The sequence below is a fragment of the Roseovarius conchicola genome (assembly GCF_041403425.1).
Lineage (GTDB): Bacteria > Pseudomonadota > Alphaproteobacteria > Rhodobacterales > Rhodobacteraceae > Roseovarius > Roseovarius conchicola.
Window position 1 is genome coordinate 125336 of record NZ_JBGEHK010000003.1, and the last position, 16904, is coordinate 142239.

16 protein-coding genes are annotated in these 16904 nt (G+C 58.5%); 10 read left to right on the top strand and 6 right to left on the bottom strand.

Features of this window, described 5'->3' with window-relative positions; all coding sequences use genetic code 11:
• Positions 1 to 5 precede the first annotated feature (5 nt).
• Entirely contained in the window at positions 6 to 1487 is a 1482-nt protein-coding gene (locus V6N02_RS09815) for an aldehyde dehydrogenase (RefSeq protein ID WP_371225401.1), read from the bottom strand.
• Between the two features lie 139 nt (positions 1488 to 1626).
• Between V6N02_RS09815 and V6N02_RS09820 the strand changes: the two genes are divergently transcribed.
• Complete coding sequence (locus tag V6N02_RS09820; protein ID WP_371225402.1) at positions 1627 to 2430, top strand: alpha/beta fold hydrolase; 804 nt, start codon at positions 1627 to 1629, stop codon at positions 2428 to 2430.
• On the opposite strand, the gene argE is transcribed toward V6N02_RS09820, so the two are convergent.
• Both argE and V6N02_RS09830 read right to left on the bottom strand, forming a co-directional pair.
• Complete coding sequence (gene argE, locus V6N02_RS09825; protein ID WP_371225403.1) at positions 2413 to 3537, bottom strand: acetylornithine deacetylase; 1125 nt, start codon at positions 3535 to 3537, stop codon at positions 2413 to 2415. The two genes, V6N02_RS09820 and argE, sit on opposite strands and share 18 nt — an antisense overlap.
• Entirely contained in the window at positions 3521 to 4558 is a 1038-nt protein-coding gene (locus V6N02_RS09830) for an aromatic ring-hydroxylating dioxygenase subunit alpha (protein WP_371225404.1), read from the bottom strand. The genes argE and V6N02_RS09830 overlap by 17 nt, the downstream gene beginning before the upstream one ends.
• Positions 4559 to 4694: 136 nt before the next feature.
• Here V6N02_RS09830 and V6N02_RS09835 point away from each other — a divergent pair, with 136 nt between their 5' ends.
• The 3 genes from V6N02_RS09835 to V6N02_RS09845 all read left to right on the top strand — a co-directional run bounded on the left by V6N02_RS09835 (position 4695) and on the right by V6N02_RS09845 (position 8281).
• On the top strand, positions 4695 to 5828 hold the full coding sequence (locus tag V6N02_RS09835; protein ID WP_371225405.1) for an aromatic ring-hydroxylating oxygenase subunit alpha: 1134 nt from the start codon (positions 4695 to 4697) through the stop codon (positions 5826 to 5828).
• Between the two features lie 121 nt (positions 5829 to 5949).
• Entirely contained in the window at positions 5950 to 7563 is a 1614-nt protein-coding gene (locus tag V6N02_RS09840; RefSeq protein WP_371225406.1) for an ABC transporter substrate-binding protein, read from the top strand.
• Between the two features lie 67 nt (positions 7564 to 7630).
• Complete coding sequence (locus V6N02_RS09845; protein ID WP_371225407.1) at positions 7631 to 8281, top strand: GntR family transcriptional regulator; 651 nt, start codon at positions 7631 to 7633, stop codon at positions 8279 to 8281.
• A 385-nt stretch (positions 8282 to 8666) separates the two neighbouring features.
• Here V6N02_RS09845 and terL read toward each other — a convergent pair whose 3' ends face one another.
• The 3 genes from terL to V6N02_RS09860 form a co-directional block, all read right to left on the bottom strand.
• Positions 8667 to 9200 carry a phage terminase large subunit gene (gene terL / locus V6N02_RS09850; RefSeq protein WP_371225408.1) on the bottom strand — a complete coding sequence of 178 codons (534 nt, stop codon included), beginning with the start codon at positions 9198 to 9200 and terminating at the stop codon, positions 8667 to 8669.
• Positions 9201 to 9349: 149 nt separating this feature from the next.
• Positions 9350 to 9472, bottom strand: coding sequence for a hypothetical protein (locus tag V6N02_RS09855; protein ID WP_371225409.1), 123 nt, complete (start codon positions 9470 to 9472; stop codon positions 9350 to 9352).
• Positions 9473 to 9691: 219 nt separating this feature from the next.
• Complete coding sequence (locus tag V6N02_RS09860; protein WP_371225410.1) at positions 9692 to 10165, bottom strand: SRPBCC family protein; 474 nt, start codon at positions 10163 to 10165, stop codon at positions 9692 to 9694.
• A gap of 158 nt (positions 10166 to 10323) precedes the next feature.
• Here V6N02_RS09860 and V6N02_RS09865 point away from each other — a divergent pair, with 158 nt between their 5' ends.
• From V6N02_RS09865 to V6N02_RS09890, 6 genes are all read left to right on the top strand, one after another.
• Entirely contained in the window at positions 10324 to 11991 is a 1668-nt protein-coding gene (locus V6N02_RS09865) for a winged helix-turn-helix domain-containing tetratricopeptide repeat protein (RefSeq protein WP_371225411.1), read from the top strand.
• 105 nt (positions 11992 to 12096) lie between these two features.
• A complete protein-coding gene (locus tag V6N02_RS09870; protein ID WP_371225412.1) occupies positions 12097 to 12993 on the top strand; it encodes a LysR family transcriptional regulator in 897 nt (298 codons plus the stop codon).
• Positions 12994 to 13068: 75 nt separating this feature from the next.
• Positions 13069 to 13884 carry a putative hydro-lyase gene (locus tag V6N02_RS09875; RefSeq protein WP_371225413.1) on the top strand — a complete coding sequence of 272 codons (816 nt, stop codon included), beginning with the start codon at positions 13069 to 13071 and terminating at the stop codon, positions 13882 to 13884.
• Between the two features lie 32 nt (positions 13885 to 13916).
• Complete coding sequence (locus V6N02_RS09880; protein WP_371225414.1) at positions 13917 to 14951, top strand: TRAP transporter substrate-binding protein; 1035 nt, start codon at positions 13917 to 13919, stop codon at positions 14949 to 14951.
• 116 nt (positions 14952 to 15067) lie between these two features.
• Positions 15068 to 15616: a TRAP transporter small permease subunit gene (locus tag V6N02_RS09885; protein ID WP_371225415.1), complete on the top strand. Its 549-nt coding sequence runs from the start codon at positions 15068 to 15070 to the stop codon at positions 15614 to 15616.
• Complete coding sequence (locus tag V6N02_RS09890) at positions 15613 to 16899, top strand: TRAP transporter large permease (protein WP_371225416.1); 1287 nt, start codon at positions 15613 to 15615, stop codon at positions 16897 to 16899. Before V6N02_RS09885 ends, V6N02_RS09890 begins: the two co-directional genes overlap by 4 nt.
• Positions 16900 to 16904: the final 5 nt, after the last annotated feature.

A 16904-nucleotide genomic window follows, 5' to 3' on the forward strand; every position in this document is an offset into this window, starting at 1 on the left:
CCCTCTCAACGCATCACAAACGGATTGGCCATCGGCGCATCGGATGTATTCATCCAGACCGTCTTGGGGCGGGTATAGTCATACATTGCCTGAAACCCGCTTTCGCGCCCATAACCCGACCCTTTGATGCCGCCAAATTCCGCAATCGGAGAGACGACACGATAGGTATTGACCCAGACGATCCCGGCGCGCACCGCATCGGCCATCCGCAAAGAGCGCGCGCTGTCGCGGGTGAAAATCCCCGCCGCTAATCCATGCTCGGTATCATTAGCCAGCTCTATCACCTCTTCCTCGGTCTTGAAGCGCTGTACGCAGAGGACCGGCCCAAACAATTCGGTATCCACGATGCGCAAATCCTGCCGTGGACAGGCCAGGATGGTCGGCTCAAAGAACAGGCCCTCCATCCCCTCGGGGCGCTTGCCTCCGGACAAGATTTCGGCCCCCTCTTCAACAGCATGGGCAATCTCGGCCTCGATATGATCGCGCTGCCCCGTGGTGCATAGCGGGCCCATCTGGGTTGCGTCCAGCAACGGATCGCCAATCTCAATCGCCTTGGCCTGCGCCACCATCCGCTCAAGGAATTCATCGGCGATGTCCTCATGCAGATAAAGCCGCGAGCCCGCGACACAGCTTTGCCCCGTCGCCCCAAAAATCCCCGCGATCGAGGCGTTCACGGCACTTTCGATATTGGCGTCGTCAAAGACGATAAACGGGGACTTGCCGCCCAGCTCAAGACTGACCTCGGCAAAGTTGTTCTTGGAATTGTCCAGCACATGACGCGCCGCCCCCGGCCCGCCAGTGAAGGAAATCCGCGACACCAGCTTGTGACTGGTTAGCGCCCGACCGCAGGGATCGCCATGCCCGGTGACGATGTTGACCACGCCGGGGGGAAACCCCGCCTCTTCAATCAACTTGCCGAATTCCAGCATGGCGGCGCTGGCATGTTCGGACGCTTTCAAAACCACGGTGTTGCCCGCCGCCAGGGCCGGGCCAATCTTGACCGCCACAAGGAAAAGCTGGCTGTTCCATGGCACCACGGCGGCCACCACGCCAAGGGGTTCCCGCTTGGTGAAGACAAACAGATCGGGTTTGTCGATGGGCAGGGTCTCACCCGAAATCTTGTCGGCGCAGCCTGCGTAGAACTGGAAAAACTCGGCGATGTACTTGGCCTGCCAGCGCGTTTCCTTCAGCATCTTACCGGTGTCGATGGTTTCCGTGCGACCCAACTCTTCGGACTTATCCGCCAGCAATTCGGCCAGACGGCGCAGGCATTTGCCGCGCTCGGTCGGGGTCATTTTTGACCACGGACCTTTCAGAAACGCCTCATGCGCACTGCGCACGGCACGGTCCACATCTGCCTCGGTCGCTTCTGGCACGCGGGACCAGACCTGCCCTGTCGCCGGGTTCACACTGTCAAAGGCCCCACCATCCGAGGCGTCCACCCACGCGCCCTCAATCAGCATCTGGTAGCGGATCACATATGTCATCTTTGCGGCCTCCCCTTGGTCTGATTCTCATCTTGGGCGGTTCTGGGCCTCAAATGTGCGATTTATCGACATCCCGTGGCGAAAAATGCATTCATTGCGATGCAAAACCGTGGCTACCCTCAGCAAAAAGGAGCGTTGGATGCCCAAGTTACCCGATGGCACATCCTATGAGCGCACAGGACCACAGAACGCCTCGAGTGTGGTGTTGATCCACGGGCTTGGGTTGAACCGCGAGGTCTGGCAATGGATGGTGCCCGCGCTCAGCGATGCCTATGATGTGATCACCTATAACCTTTATGGCCATGGGCAAAGCGGGGTTCCGCCCGAGCGGCCCAGCCTGTCCTTGTTTTCCGAGCAGCTTGTCAGCCTAATGGCTGCTCTGGATGTCCCTGATGCGGTGATTATTGGCTTTTCACTGGGCGGGATGATCTGTCGCCGCTTCGCTATGGATCACCCCGAATTGGCCCGCGCGCTTGTTATTCTGAATTCACCGCACCGGCGTACCCCGGAGGCGCAAGCCGCCATTCTGACCCGCGTGGATCAAGCGGAAAGCCAAGGGCCACATGCCACGGTCGAGGCCGCGCTGGAACGTTGGTTCACCGATGAGTACCGCGCCAGGAACCCCGATATGATGGCGCTTGTCCGGCACTGGGTTCTGGCCAATGACCCAAAGATTTACCCGACGATCTACAGGGTATTGGCCGACGGAATTGACGAAATCACCAACCCCGATATCCGCCTGTCGCTGCCCACGCTGGCGATCACGGCGGATCAGGATTACGGCAATGGCCCCGAGATGACCAAGGCCATTGCGGAGGGGGTCGACGGTGGCACCGCCCTGATCCTGCCGGGGTTGCGGCACATGGCGTTGGCCGAAGACCCCGACGCCGTCAACACCCCGGTGCGGGCGTTTCTTGATCAGCTTTCAGACCAAGGCGCGTAACTGGGCCATACAGCGGGCCAGCTGATCAATCTCGATAAACTCGTCCGGCGTGTGGGCCTGATCAATCGATCCCGGCCCCATCACCATGACCGAGAGCCCCTCGTCTTGGAAAAGGCCCGCCTCGGTGCCATAGGGCAGGCTGTCAAACCCGTTATTGCCTGAGGCCGCCAGGCACTCCTGCGCAAATTCATGGTCTGTTTTGGTGTAAAACCCCGGGAAAAATGCAGTGCGCGCAATGTCGATACGGGCCTCGGGCACGCGGGGATGCACCTGAGCCAACAACCTGTCGGCCTCCGCCTGCAATCCCGCAATCACCTCCTCCAGATCGTCCTGCGGCGACAGCCGGATGTCCCATTCAAACTGGCAATGTTGTGCGATGATGTTGTTGGCGATCCCCCCGGTGATGGTGCCCACGGTAAAGGTCGTGGTCTCCGGTGCAGATGTCTGCGCCGAGCGGTCGTCGATCCATACCATCAGGCGCGCGGCCAATGCCGTGGCGCTCAGCCCCGCTTCGGGCAGGCTGGCATGGGCCGTCCGCCCGGTGACCGTGACCACGCAGGTGTACGAGCCTTTGTGGCTATGGCCTGCACGCAACATCGTGGGCTCGCCCACCAATACGCCGCGCACCGACGGCAGGTCAGACGCCACATGCGTCGCAAGGCTGATGGCGCTCTGACAGGTGGTTTCCTCATCGCCGGAAATGGCCACATGCAAAGGGCGGGTCAGGGGCAGCGCCGCTGCCTCTTCCATCATCGCCAGGGCGCAGGCCACGAAGCCTTTCATATCGGCGGTGCCCCGACCAAACAGCCGCCCATCCTGCTCGCGCATCACGAACGGATCACTGGTCCAGTGCTGATCGGTGACAACCACCACATCCGCATGCCCCGACAGCACCACGCCGCCCTCTACATCCGGCCCGATGCTGGCCACCAAGCCGTCGCAATCCCCCAAGGGTGACGGCACCACGTTGACGCGCGCACCAACCGCCGTCAGCAGGTCCGTAACATACCGCACCCACTCCGCATTGTTTTGCCCCGGCGTCGAGGGGATGGCGACCAGATCGCCCAGTATTTCCACCGCCCGCATCGTCTTAGGCCAGGGCCGCATCGGCGGTGCGTTCCTGTTCGATCAGCACTTCAAGCTGGCGACGGAACCGCAATTGTCCACCATCAATCGGCAGGTCGATATGCGGTGTGCGTTTGTTGGCCATGCCCTTCTGCACGTGATTGAGAACCTCGCGATCCTCCTCGAAGGCGTGTTTGACATCGGCGCTCATCATCTTGGAAAGCGCCGCATCGTCGGGACGGATATTGCGCAGCTGGAACCAATAATAGCGGGTGCGATCGCGGGTTTCCGGCGTCATGAAATTATAGCTGTCCATCACGAAGACCTTGTCGTGCAACGGGCCCCCTTCGCCACCCGTTCCCGCAGGGGTAAACACCGCCTTGATCAGGGCGTGGCAGGGATAGCGCACCTCGTAATGCTGCAAGCGGTCGCAATTGCCCTCGAATTCCACAATCTTCTTGTAAAAGGGTGCCGGTTCCACATCCATCATCCAGCGCCAGACGGTCACGCCATCCTCGGCCTTGGTGATCCTGAGCGGTGTATCTTCGGTCGCGGCTTGCCCGAAGGAAGACTGATGCACCCAAGCGACATGGGTAGGATCAAGCAGGTTGTCAGTGACATAAAGATAGTTGCAGTCAATTTCGAGCGCCTTGCCCCGGTTCATCCCCCAAGCGGGATTATCGAAATGCTCGATCTGGAAAATCTCTTCCGCACTGGCCAGGGCCGGGTTGCCCATCCAGATCCAGACAAGGCCATATCGTTCCTCCACCGGGTAGGCATGGACGTTGGCGTTTGACGGGATACCCCCTTTGCCGGGCGCACGCACGCATTGGCCGGTACCGTTAAAGGTCAGCCCGTGATAGCCGCATTCGACCGTGTCGCCCTTCCTCCGCCCCCTGGTCAGCGGCAGCTTGCGATGCGGGCAGGCGTTTTCCAACGCGACGACACCACCCTTGCTGTCGCGGAACATGCAGATGCTTTCCTCCAGCAAGGTGATCTCTTGCAACTCATCGGTGATTTCATCTCCCCACGCCGCCACATACCAGGCATTTCTCAGAAACATAGCGATCCTCTCATTTCGGCCAATTCGTGATCACGGTTTCGATACCCCTGCATATAAGCTTGATAGAATCAATAAACTGTGATCACACTTTTGAGGACTGTAAGATTCATGTTTTAGCAAAGCAAGGTGCTGTTTGATGCTCGACAAGGCCAATGATGAGGTCGCCCGTATCCGGCATGAGCTGGCGGATAGGCTTGCTCGCCCGGTCGAACAGGCCTGGGCCATGCCCGCTGAATTCTACACCTCGCCCAAGTTTCTGGAGATCGAGATCGAAGAGGTTCTGCGCCGCGAGTGGATGTGCGTGGGCCATGTCGGCGAGCTGCGCAATCCGGGCGATTTCTTTACCACCGAACTGTTGGGCGAGGAACTTTTGGTCGTGCGTGACACCGATGGCGTGGTGCGCATCCTCTCCAATGTCTGCCGTCACCGGGGCAATCGCGTGGCCGAAGGCAGTGGCAATGCCCGCAAGTTTATCTGCCAGTACCACACCTGGACCTATGACACGACCGGCGCCCTGAAGGTCGCGCCCATGATGCGCAAACAGCCCAGTTTCGATCAGTCAAAATGCGGCCTGCCCGAGTTCGCCAGCGAAATCTGGAAAGGCTGGCTGTTTGTCAATCTCGATGGTCTGGCCGCGCCACTTGCCCCCCGTCTTGAGGGCCTGTCCGAGGTGATCCACAACTATCATCAGGAAGATCGCCACCTCGTCTTCATGGAAGAGGACGTGTGGGCGTGTAACTGGAAGGCGCTGTTTGAGAACTTCATGGAGGGCTATCACCTCAGCGCCACGCATCTGACCACGCTGCATCCCATCACACCCACCAAACTCTGCAAGAAAATGCGCTCGGGCGAAGGCTGGACCGGCTATCACGCCTATTATGATCCCGATTACCCACCGCGCGGCCCGTTCCACCCGGACCTGACCGAGGACGAGAAACACAACTCGCCCATGTACGGGATCTATCCCAACCTGATGGTGGGAATGGGCACAGATTTCACGCTGTTCATGATCATCCGCCCCGATGGCCCTGACAAGGTTCGTATCCGCTGGGGCGTGACCGGCCAGAAGGACGAGCCGACCTCGGGGGCGACGCGCGGCTATGTTGATCTGTGCCGGGCGTTTAATGTCGAGGACAAAGAGAAGCTGGAAATCCTGCAAAAGGCGCTGCGCACACGTGGCTATCATGGCGGACCATTGGCCCCTGATGACGTCGAGGGGACGATCTGGGATTTCATCAAATACATCGCTCGAAAGACGGGTGATGGATGAGTGTCACGCCGGAATATCAAAAAATAGACGCTTGAGCCCAGCAAGTGGCGAAAAATCTAAAATAAGGCTGGCGATGGCTGACCTTAATGAAATCAATAATAATTCAACAGGGAAACGCAAAATGAAAAAACAGACAGATAAACTTGTTCTTGATCGCATCACGGCCGCAGGTCGACGCGGAGGTGTCAGCCGCCGCAGCTTTATGGGCCATGCCACAGCGGCGGGCCTGTCGGTGACGGCGGCATCTATGCTCTGGACCAACAAAGTTGCGGCAATGACGCCCAGCCAGGGTGGCACCTTCCGCGTCGCAATCCACGATGCCAACACCTCGGATGTAAACGATCCGGGCCAGTACCTGTCGGTCTTCATGATCCAGCTGGCCCATGCCTCGCGCAGCTATATGACAGCGATCAACCCCGATGGCACTGCTGGCCCGGATATGGCCGATAGCTGGGAAGCGTCTGCCGATGCCAAGGTCTGGACATTCAAGTTAAATCAGAACGCCACCTTCCATGATGGCCGTAAATTCACCTCGCGCGATGCCGAAGCGTCGATCCGTCACCATATGGGCGAAGACAGCACCTCCGCGGCCAAATCCCTTCTGGGGAATGTGGTTGATGTGCGTGCCGATGGCGATCACACGCTGATCATTGAACTGGATCAGGGTCTGGCCGATCTGCCCTACATCCTCACTGACTATCACATCGCGATCTGCCCGGCGGATGCCGATGGCAATCTGGATTGGAAAGGCGGGATTGGTGCGGGTCCCTACAAGGTCGAGAACTTCAATCCGGGCGTCAGCGCGACACTGACCAAGCACGACGGGTGGCATGGTGAAGGCGCTTACTTCGATGCGGTCGAAATGATTGCCATCAACGATCCCAACGCACGACAGACAGCCCTTGTGTCGGGTGATGTGGATGCAGTCAGTTCGGTTGACCTCAAGACGCTGGAACTTTTGCGCCGCCGTGAAGGTCTGGAAATCCTCAACCTGCCATCCGGTTCAACCGTGACCATGCCGATGCATGTCACCGCAGCCCCGTTTGACGACAACAATGTGCGCATGGCCCTGAAACTGGCGATGGACCGCGAAGAGCTGATAGAGAAGATCGTGTTTGGCACGGCAACATTGGGCAATGATTTCCATATCTCGCCCAACATGCCCTACTATCCCGAAGGGATTGAGCAACGCGCCTATGACCCTGACAAGGCCAAGTGGCATCTGAAAGAGGCCGGAATGGAGGGGTTGACCCTTGATGTGTCAGCCTCGGATTCGATCATGCCGGGCGCAGTTGATTTCGTGACGCTCTATGCTGAACAGGCCAAGGCCGCGGGCATCACTCTCAAGCCCATTCGCGAACCCGGTGATGGGTATTGGGCAGATGTCTGGCTGAAAAAGCCGTTCATCTTCTCCAAGTGGGGTGCGCGCCCAACACCCGACATGATCTATACGCTAGCTTATCAAAGCGGTGCGCCATGGTCTGAGGCGTTCTGGAGTAACGATACGTTCGACAAAGTCCTGCTGGAAGCCAAGGCCGAGCTGGACGATGCCAAGCGGGCCGAAATGTACCGCGATATGTCGACGCTTCTGCGCGACGAAGGTGGCTCGATCGTTCCGATGTTCACCAATTACGTATATGCGCATAGTGAGAAGGTCGGTCATGACGAGACTGTCAGTTCCACCTGGGAACTGGACGGCGCCCGCGCTTACCAGCGCTGGTGGTTCAAAGGCTGATCCCCTTAAGACTGTGGGCGCGCATGGCACATTGCCGAGCGCGCCCCATTCGTGCCAGTCTGCCTGCATGACTGACACCACAACCCTCCGGGACATTTCGCTGTCTGACGGGATTTATGCCGAATTGAAAAACCGGCTGATCCTTGGGCGTTATTCGCCTGGCGACCGCCTGTCGATGCGCAAGCTGGCGGCCGAGTTTGGCACCAGCGCGATGCCGGTGCGCGAAGCCCTCAAACGGCTTTCCTCAGAACAAGTGATCGAAAGTGCCGCTGCAAAGGCCTTCAATGTCCCAAGTCTAAGCCGCAAACGCGCCGCCGGTCTGTTCGAGCTGCGCGCCCTGCTGGAAAGTGCAGCGGTCCAAGCGGCGCATCCTTTCTTGACCCCCGCGCTTCTGGATGAGCTGGAAGCCCTGTGCGATCGTATTGATGCCCATCTGAAACTACGCGATTTCGCCGCTTACATGGTCGACAACCGCCACTTTCATTTCCTGCTCTACCGCCTTGCGGACAACCCCGACCTGATCTCGATGATCGAACAGTTGTGGATGAAAACAGGCCCCTCGCTTTTCCACGGATTGCAAGAGGGTGGGATGGCCAAACTTGACTGGAACGCCGACCACAAGCGCCTTTGCAGGGCTATGCGGGCAGGACAGGTGGAGGATTTTGGAGCCATAATGCGCGCGGATGTTGAATGGGGGGCCGAGTTTTATCGGGCCTAGACTTAGGACACTGCCAATTGGTGGCGGCAGAATAATTCGTTTTGAAACTGACGCGCTCTGGCATCCGGCCTCGGGAGACTTCCCATGTCAATTTCAGCGAAGCTGAATGTCCGCTTTGAGGCGTCCTTGCCAAAACTGATGACAGCTTAGCCCGGATAGAGGTCGCTTGTGCACAGAGCAGCATAAAGCATTTCGGGCTCTAAGCCGATATTTGCCGCTATTTAGTCCAATGACTGCTGCTATCCGCCTTGCCGCCATTACATGGCGCCCGTTACTGCGTTGCACATAGAGGTCTGCTCTGGGTAGCGCGTTCAGGCACGGTTTTGGAAACGTTCGAGGGTAACCCTCTTCCTGTTTTACTGGTGTCCTGTCATTCAACCAATCCTCATATCCAGATCACACTCGGTCCGACCGGAATATCGTATGCAAGTGCCTGCGTGATTGAATCCACCTGATCATCGTGCCGCCCGGACGGGAATGCCAGAAGTTCGGCCTCCAGATCAGCCAACCAGGGAGCGGAATACGGAAAAAGAACGCGACCAGGCTCGAACTTTGGCGTTTGAATGTGGGCTCTGGTGACTTTGTCCTTTGTTGCCGCAACACCGATGGCATCGAAGCCTTCTCGAATGAGATCTTCCGGTAAGCCTGTACCAACACCGGTGTCTTCAATCAGAATGATCCCAGGTTCATGTTCCCGCGCATTTTGGATCATCCTCACTTTCAAATCGGGGGAGTTCAGCTTCTCATGATAAACATCTATCAAGTAGTAATAGCCATTCTTGAAGAGCCATATTGTGCCCACGGACCAATCGTTTTCCGGACCGGTTTTTGAGGCGGTATCCCGGCTCTGAAACACGGTGTCCTCATCGGTGATCTCCGGAAGATAAGGGTAACGGGAAAGCCACGCCCGCTTGATCATGTTTCCGCTCGGAGGCACCGGTTGCTGTTGGTACTGCGCTTCAAAGACCGCAGAGCCAAGGTTGCAAGCTAAAGAGTTTTCCCTGCTGAGAGTTTTAGGGAATCTCGTGGGAAAAGCTCAACTTTTCAATGGATTTTGCCAACTGCGATTTATCTCAGATGCGCAAAGTTCCCAAACTCCTCTGCAAATTTCCCTGATAGCAGGGAATTTCCGAGACCGGATAGCTCAGGACTGTCTGCAAAGCCAACCACGTCCAGCAGTTCGTCCAGCATGAACCGCAACTTGTCCGGCGAGAGAGCTGTGTGTCAGGTCTTTCCCGAAACACCTTATTGGGTCAGCGAAAACCGGATATGACATGTATGAAAAATACCCGCGCTCATCGGCGAACACGGCTCCTGTTGCCGATTTCAAAACTTCGTTTCGCGGTGCCGTCCCGGGAGCGGACTCTGATTTTCCATGCGGGACGGCCCCTTTTGATGGCAAACGCTTTGTCAGCGCGCGCTCAGAATGGTTTCGATTGCTGCCAGCCCTGCTTCCATCTCGGTGACGACGGCCTGTTCTGTTGCCGGATCGTCAGACGAGAAACTCGCGGACCACATGATCAATGGCTTCTCAAAAGGTTCAATTGACAGCGTGGCGGTGAAACTCTCGACCGGCAAGGATGAGCTGACTGTCCTGTAGGTGTAAGACAGGCTCGGTTCCTCAGCGATGCGTTTTTGCGTAATAACGTCCCCGTCATTGGTGGTGATCAGGCGAACCAGCGAGCCTTCGTCGACCTTCAGGGAACACGCATTGATGCTCGGGTGCCAATCGTCGACGTCGCAGAAATCTCCAATCAGGTTCCAGATTTCAACCGCCGGGTACGGCAGCTCAAGCGAGCGCTTGATGGTGTAATCCGCTGACAATGCTGTTGTTGCGCAAAGCGCGCTGATGGCGGTGGTGGCGATTTTCAGAACAAGTTTCATGGTCTTTCCTTTCAGGGTCCTGTCGCGATTTCGCGATCCGGTTGGTGCAGTGCGAATGCCACGACGCGGCCGATTGTTCTTGCCTCTCTGTGCGACACTTCGCACATTCAACTGGACAGGGAGGGGCTGAAATGTCCGGATCAAAACCTGAAAAAGATATGAAATTGACCAATCCCGTCACCTTGGGCGAGTTCAGCTTTTCGTTGCAAACAAGGGAGTTGACCGATCAATCGGGGCATGTGGTCCACTTGCGCAGTCAAAGTTCGGACGTTCTTGCCTATCTCGTGACCCGCATTGGCGAGACCGTCTCAAAAGACATCATCATCGAAAATGTCTGGGCCAAGAGCTTTGTGACCGATGACAGCCTGACGCAATGTATCGCAGATATCAGGCGGGCCTTGGGTGATTCCGAGTACAAAATTGTTCAGACCCGGCCCAAGAAAGGATACCGCCTGAACGCAACGCCAGTTCAACAGGAAAGCGCACCCCAACCAGACATTGGTGCGACGCGTGTCCGTCCGTGGTCCAGAATTGGACTGATCGGGATACTGGTGTCAGTTGCCATTGGTCTGGGTATTTTTTGGGCTGCCACAAATGATGGTGGCCCGGGTGATCAAACCCCTGCAAGCCTGCCGCTTCCCTCGAAACCATCCATCGCCGTTCTGGCCTTTGAAGACCTCAGCGTCGGAGACGAGGAAGGCTACCTGAGCGATGCGATTGCCGAGGGCGTTATTGCCAACCTGTCCCGCTTCCCCGAGCTTTTTGTCATTGCGCGCAATTCCAGTTTCAGCTTTCGCGGGGCGCCGACCAAAGTTGCCGACATCTCAAAGGCTTTGGGTGTGCGATACCTGCTGGAAGGCAGCCAGCAAAAGAGTGGCGACAGGCTGCGGGTCACGATCCAGCTTGTCGATGCCGTCGAAGGCAATCAACTTTGGTCGCAAGTCTATAACAGCGATCTGAACGATGTCTTCGCCGTGCAGGATGACATTGTCCGCCGGGTCGTCGCGACAGTGGCGCAGAAGGTTATCAATTCGGAGGGCCAGGATGCCATACATTCCGATGAGGCCAAACTGACGGCCCTGCTGCTTAACCTGAAAGCACGCCAACACCTGTTCGATTTTACACCCGAGGGGAATGAGAAGGCGCGGCTGGCCAACCTTGCAGCGGTCGAGGCCGATCCGACACAACCGTTCGGGTATGTTGGGCTGACCTTTGTTCACATCAATAAATACCGTTGGGGGTGGACAGATCAGGAGCCACAAGCCGAGTTGGAAGCGGCCCGTGAGTTTGCCCGGAAAGCTGTTGAGACCGGGCCGGATTACTATGACAGCCATTCGGCGATGGCCTATTTTCACATTCAGGAAGGACGGCTCGACAAGGCGATTGCACGATACGAACAGGCGTTAGAGCTGAACCCCGGGGACACGGGCGCAATGGCCTCTCTTGCCGAGGCCCTGACCTATGGCGGTCAGGCGGAGGAAGCAGAAGAACTTATGCTAAAGGTCGTGCGCCTCGACCCGTTGCATCAGGATTGGATCAAATGGAATCTCGCATGGGTTCAATGGCATACGCGACATTGCGAGGACGGGCTGCGAACCATGAACGCAATGTCCGAAATCCCCCCGATGGCATATCGGGTGCTGGCCATCCTGCAGGTCTGCCTTGACAATACGGACGACGCCAAAGCGGCCGTTGAGCGCCTGCTTGAATTCGATCCCGAGTATTCAATTGTCGACGTCCGCCATAACTATGACGGGAAATACACCAACAGCTCTGATCTTGAACGCGTCTTAAACGATCTGCGCGTGGCAGGACTGCCGGAGTAAATGGCCTTGACGGAAGCGTGCTGTCGCCGGCAGACCTGACCTCTGGGTCATGAGCGTCGCAAGTTTGGGTTGCCCAGATCGATGTGGTCATGCGACCAATCTACGATGACACGGATTAACATAGAGCAGCTTCGGACCTTTCTGGCGGTCATCCGTCACGGCGGGGTGCGCAAGGCGGCGGCGGGCCTCAATCTGACACAACCGGCTGTGACCGCGCGGATCAAGAACCTTGAGGACACGCTTGCCTGCGCGCTTTTCGAACGGCGCTCGGCCGGGATGCGGCTTACCAAGCGAGGCGAGCTTCTTCTGGCCCATGCCGAAAAGTTCGAACACCTGACCGAACTTGTCGAGCGCGATGTGGTCGATCCAAGAGGCGTGGAAGGCCGATTGCGCCTCGGGGTGTCCGAGACCATCGCCCAATGCTGGCTTCCTGATCTGGTCTCGCGCCTGCATGCGCTTTATCCGCGGCTCGAAATCGAATTCAACGTGGATATTTCGGTCAACCTGCGCACGGGTCTGATGAACCGGGAGATCGACCTTGCAATCCTGCTCGGCCCGATTTCGGAACACAAGGTCAACAACATCGATCTGCCGGGGTTCGATCTGGCATGGTATTCCGCGGGGACGCGGGGCGATCCGTTTGCGGCAGCCGATCTGACGCGCCCGGTCCTGACCTATGCACGCAACACGCGCCCTTACCGTGAACTGAAAGAAATGCTGTTCGAAAGGGTCGGGCCAGACGTATCGCTTTTCCCGTCAACATCGCTTTCGGCCTGTTTCCGGCTGGTCGAGGCCGACCTGGGCGTCGCCGCGCTACCGCGTGCCCTGGGCCGGGAACATGTCACCGCCGGGCGCATCGCCGAATTTGATCCGGGCTGGGTGCCGTCACCGCTGCAATTCACCGCATCTTATCTGGGTGAACCCAAGAGCCATCTGATCGAGACGGCGGCAAAGACGGCTCTGGAGGTGGCCACTTCGTATCATAGTGATAAAAATAATTGATCAGAATCGAGAGAAAAAAACGATTTGATTCTATAGCTTCAAGTTGTGACCCTCTGGGCAACCCAGGGGGCTTCCGTGATCGATTCTTACGAACAGCTGAAAACATGCACACTGACCGCGCAACGTTCCGCGATACGGACCGCAGAGTACCGCTCGCATACGGCCGGTCTGGGTCAAGGGTATCTGCAAGCCAACCTCGCCATCATGCACGAGGCCTATGCCCTCGATTTCATGCGGTATTGCCAGCGCAACCCGAAACCGTGCCCTTTGACCGGCGTGTCCGACACCGGCAATCCCATGATGTTCACCATGGGTCAGGATATCGACATTCGCACGGATGTTCCGGCCTACAACATCTATCGCGACGGAAGGCTAACAGAGACAGCCGATGATATCCGGGATATCTGGCAGGACGATCTGGTCGCCTTTGCGCTTGGCTGTTCCTTCACCTTCGAACATGCGCTGATGCGAGCCGGGCTTCCGGTCTGGCATATCGAAAACAACACGACGGTGCCGATGTTCCGCTCCAACATCGACACGGTTCCGGCGGGGCCTTTTTCCGGCAAGATGGTCGTGTCGATGCGCGCCGTACCAGAGGACCGGGTCGAGGAGGTGATCGAGATATCGCGCCGCTTCCCGCTTGCCCATGGCGCGCCGGTCTATTGGGGCGACCCTACCGGGATCGGCATCAGGGACGTCTCGTCACCGGAATGGGGCGACCCGGCCCCGGTTGCACCCGGCGGCGTACCGGTGTTCTGGGCCTGCGGCGTGACCCCGCAGGTCGCAATCGAGGCGGCGCGCCTGCCGCTCTGCATCACGCACAAACCCGGCCACATGCTGATCACCGACGTCGCCGAGGACGCCGAAGTCCCTGTCCTGACCTTCACCTGAAACATAGCCAAGCATCCAACAAGGAGACCGAAATGAAACGTATCTTAGCAATCCTCGCCACCACCACTGCACTGGCGGTGCCAGCCATGGCAGAAGACCTGTCGGTCGTCGGCAGCTGGTCCGGCCTGCCCCTGCACAAGCAATACGAAGCGCCGTTCTGGGGCGAGACACTTCCCGCTGCCTCGGGCGGCAACATCAACGTCAACCTGACCACGCATAACCAGATGAATCTTGGCGTGGGCGACGTTTTCCGCCTGCTGGGCGACGGCGTCTATGACGTGGCAATGACGGTCGCGGATTATGCCGTGGCAGATGCGCCGGAGCTTGAAGGGCTCGACGTGCCGCTGCTCGCCCTGACCGCCGACGAGGCCCGCGCCATGGTCGATGCCGCCCGCCCGATGGTGGCCGATATCTACAAGGACCGGTTCAACAGTCACGTTCTGGCCATCGCGCCCTATCCGCCGCAAGTGGTGTTCTGCAACGCCGAGGTCAGCGGGCTGGACGACCTTAAGGGCCTCAAGGTGCGCGCCTCGGGCCGGATGACCGCCAAGTTCCTCGAAGCGCTTGGCGCGGAGGGGGTGAATGTTGGTTTCTCGGAAGTGCCGGGCGCGCTGCAGAAGGGTGTCGTTGACTGCGCCGTGACCGGAGCCGGGTCAGGCTATTCCGCGGGCTGGTGGGAAGTTTCGACCCACCTGATGCCGATCCCGCTGGGCGGCTGGGACAGCGTCGTGACGGCGGTCAACATGGACAAGTGGAACAGCCTTGATGCCGACACCCAGACACTGATCACCGAGCAGATCGCGGCCGAATTCGAAGGCCCCGCCTGGGCCAGCGCGCAGGATGCGCTGGTCAACGACATTGCCTGCCTTACCGGCAATGGCGAGTGCCCGTCGGGCGATGCACGCGGCATGACGCTGGTTGAGGTCTCCGACGCCGACTTCGCCAAGGCGCGTGATGTGCTGGTGGGCGAAGTTCTGCCCGACTGGGCCGAACGGGCAGGCGGTGACTGGGCCGAGCGCTGGAACGCCAGCGTGGGTGCCACCGTCGGCGTAACCATCGCCAACTAAACGCTTAGGGGTGGGTGCAAAAGCGCCCACCCCTATTGCCGGATCGCGGAAATCATGCCTGCATATGGGCGGCGCGCGCATCTTTTCCCGACCGAATGACAAGACAGAGGGACCACATGGAACAGCTCGTTCTTGATAAACTGCGCAGCCTGAACAGGTACATCGCGATCCTGACGGGGCTCGTTCTTCTGGCCTGCGCCGCCATCGTCCTTCTGGATATCCTTCTTCGCCGGATCGGGTCTTCCCTTGGCGGAACCGACGAGATTTCCGGCTATGTCATGGCCATCGCAACCTCTTGGGGGATGGCCTTCACGCTTCTCGAACTGGGGCATGTGCGGATCGACATCCTGCGCGCCCGCACCGGTCAGCTTGGCCGGGCGCTTTTCGATCTTTTCTCGATGGCCATGATGGCCGGAACGGTGACGCTGATCGCGGTGAAATGCTGGCCTGTTCTTTCCCGGTCGCTGGCCAATTCTTCGCGGGCGAACACACCGCTGGAAACGCCTCTCGCGTTGGTGCAGGCACCGTGGTTCGCAGGATGGGTCTGGTTCGCCATCGTGTCATGGCTGACGCTTCTTGCCGCGCTCATGCTGGTGGTGAAAGGCCGCTTTGAGCAATCCGAGGCCGCGATCGGCTGCTTTGGTGAAGAGGAGGCGCTGAAATGATCGGCTATATCTCTGTCGGCCTGCTCGGGCTTCTGACATTGTCGATCCCGGTTGGCATTGTTCTGTTTCTTCTGGGTTTCGGCATCGATGCCTTCTTCAGTCCCTTTCCGCTGATCAAGGGGCTGGGAAATCAGGTCTGGTCCACCTCGAACAATGCCACGCTCATCGCCATTCCCTTCTTCGTGCTTCTGGGCGAAATCCTGGTGCGTTCGGGGATCGCCTCGCGCACCTATGCGGCGCTTGATCGTTGGGTCAGCTGGATGCCCGGCGGCTTGGTGCACGCCAATATCGCCACCGCCACGATGTTCTCGGCCACGTCGGGCTCCTCCGTTGCCACGGCCGCCACCGTGGCCACCGTGGCCATGCCGCAGGCCGAAAAGCTCGGCTATGACCCCAAGCTTTTTTCCGGCGCCATCGCCGCAGGCGGGACGTTGGGCATCATGATCCCGCCGTCGATCAACCTGATCGTCTATGGGTTCCTGACACAAACCTCGATCCCGCAGCTGTTCCTGGCTGGCCTGCTGCCCGGTCTGGCGCTGGCGATTGGTTTCATGGTGATCACCATGTTGATTTGCATGGTGCGCCCAAGCCTGGGCGGGACGCGGCGAGTGTTTGCCCTGGCCGAAATGCTGCGGGCGCTTTTGCAACTGATCCCCATCGTGCTGCTGTTCACCATCATCATCGGGACGATCTACAAGGGCTGGGCCACGCCAACCGAAGCCGCCGCTGTCGGGGTTGCAGGTGCCGTGCTGATCGCCGCGTTCTTTGGCGGCATCAGCCTGCAGATGTTCACCGACAGTATCCTCGGCACCGTCAAGATCACGTCGATGATCATGCTGGTGGTGATCGCGGCATCGTTCCTCAACTTCACACTGGCCTCCGCCGGATTGGGGCGCGAGCTTGAAGCATTTCTGGGCGGGTTGGGCCTGTCGCCCCTCGGCACGATCCTCGTCGTGGTTCTGATCTACATCGTGCTGGGTTTCTTCATCGAAACGCTGTCGCTCATGGTGGTCACCATCCCGATCATCGTGCCGCTGGTGGTGGCACAGGGCTATGATCCGATCTGGTTTGGCATCCTGATGATCGTCCTGATCGAGATGGCACTGATCACACCCCCTGTGGGGCTCAATCTCTATGTCGTTCAGGGCGCGCGCAAATCGGGCAGGATGAGTGAAGTCATGCTTGGCAGCGTTCCCTATGTGGTGGCCATGCTGATCATGGCCGGTTTGCTGATCGCTTTCCCGGCCATCGCGCTTTATTTGCCTTCGGTTCTGGGAGGGTGACACGC

What these genes read in the sequence shown, in the direction of transcription:
- V6N02_RS09815 (WP_371225401.1), bottom strand. Translation starts at nt 1,487, where the DNA reads ATGACATATGTGATCCGCTACCAGATGCTGATTGAGGGCGCGTGGGTG.
- V6N02_RS09820 (WP_371225402.1), top strand. Translation starts at nt 1,627, where the DNA reads ATGCCCAAGTTACCCGATGGCACATCCTATGAGCGCACAGGACCACAG.
- argE (WP_371225403.1), bottom strand. Translation starts at nt 3,537, where the DNA reads ATGCGGCCCTGGCCTAAGACGATGCGGGCGGTGGAAATACTGGGCGAT.
- V6N02_RS09830 (WP_371225404.1), bottom strand. Translation starts at nt 4,558, where the DNA reads ATGTTTCTGAGAAATGCCTGGTATGTGGCGGCGTGGGGAGATGAAATC.
- V6N02_RS09835 (WP_371225405.1), top strand. Translation starts at nt 4,695, where the DNA reads ATGCTCGACAAGGCCAATGATGAGGTCGCCCGTATCCGGCATGAGCTG.
- V6N02_RS09840 (WP_371225406.1), top strand. Translation starts at nt 5,950, where the DNA reads ATGAAAAAACAGACAGATAAACTTGTTCTTGATCGCATCACGGCCGCA.
- V6N02_RS09845 (WP_371225407.1), top strand. Translation starts at nt 7,631, where the DNA reads ATGACTGACACCACAACCCTCCGGGACATTTCGCTGTCTGACGGGATT.
- terL (WP_371225408.1), bottom strand. Translation starts at nt 9,200, where the DNA reads ATGATCAAGCGGGCGTGGCTTTCCCGTTACCCTTATCTTCCGGAGATC.
- V6N02_RS09855 (WP_371225409.1), bottom strand. Translation starts at nt 9,472, where the DNA reads ATGCTGGACGAACTGCTGGACGTGGTTGGCTTTGCAGACAGTCCTGAG.
- V6N02_RS09860 (WP_371225410.1), bottom strand. Translation starts at nt 10,165, where the DNA reads ATGAAACTTGTTCTGAAAATCGCCACCACCGCCATCAGCGCGCTTTGC.
- V6N02_RS09865 (WP_371225411.1), top strand. Translation starts at nt 10,324, where the DNA reads ATGAAATTGACCAATCCCGTCACCTTGGGCGAGTTCAGCTTTTCGTTG.
- V6N02_RS09870 (WP_371225412.1), top strand. Translation starts at nt 12,097, where the DNA reads ATGACACGGATTAACATAGAGCAGCTTCGGACCTTTCTGGCGGTCATC.
- V6N02_RS09880 (WP_371225414.1), top strand. Translation starts at nt 13,917, where the DNA reads ATGAAACGTATCTTAGCAATCCTCGCCACCACCACTGCACTGGCGGTG.
- V6N02_RS09885 (WP_371225415.1), top strand. Translation starts at nt 15,068, where the DNA reads ATGGAACAGCTCGTTCTTGATAAACTGCGCAGCCTGAACAGGTACATC.
- V6N02_RS09890 (WP_371225416.1), top strand. Translation starts at nt 15,613, where the DNA reads ATGATCGGCTATATCTCTGTCGGCCTGCTCGGGCTTCTGACATTGTCG.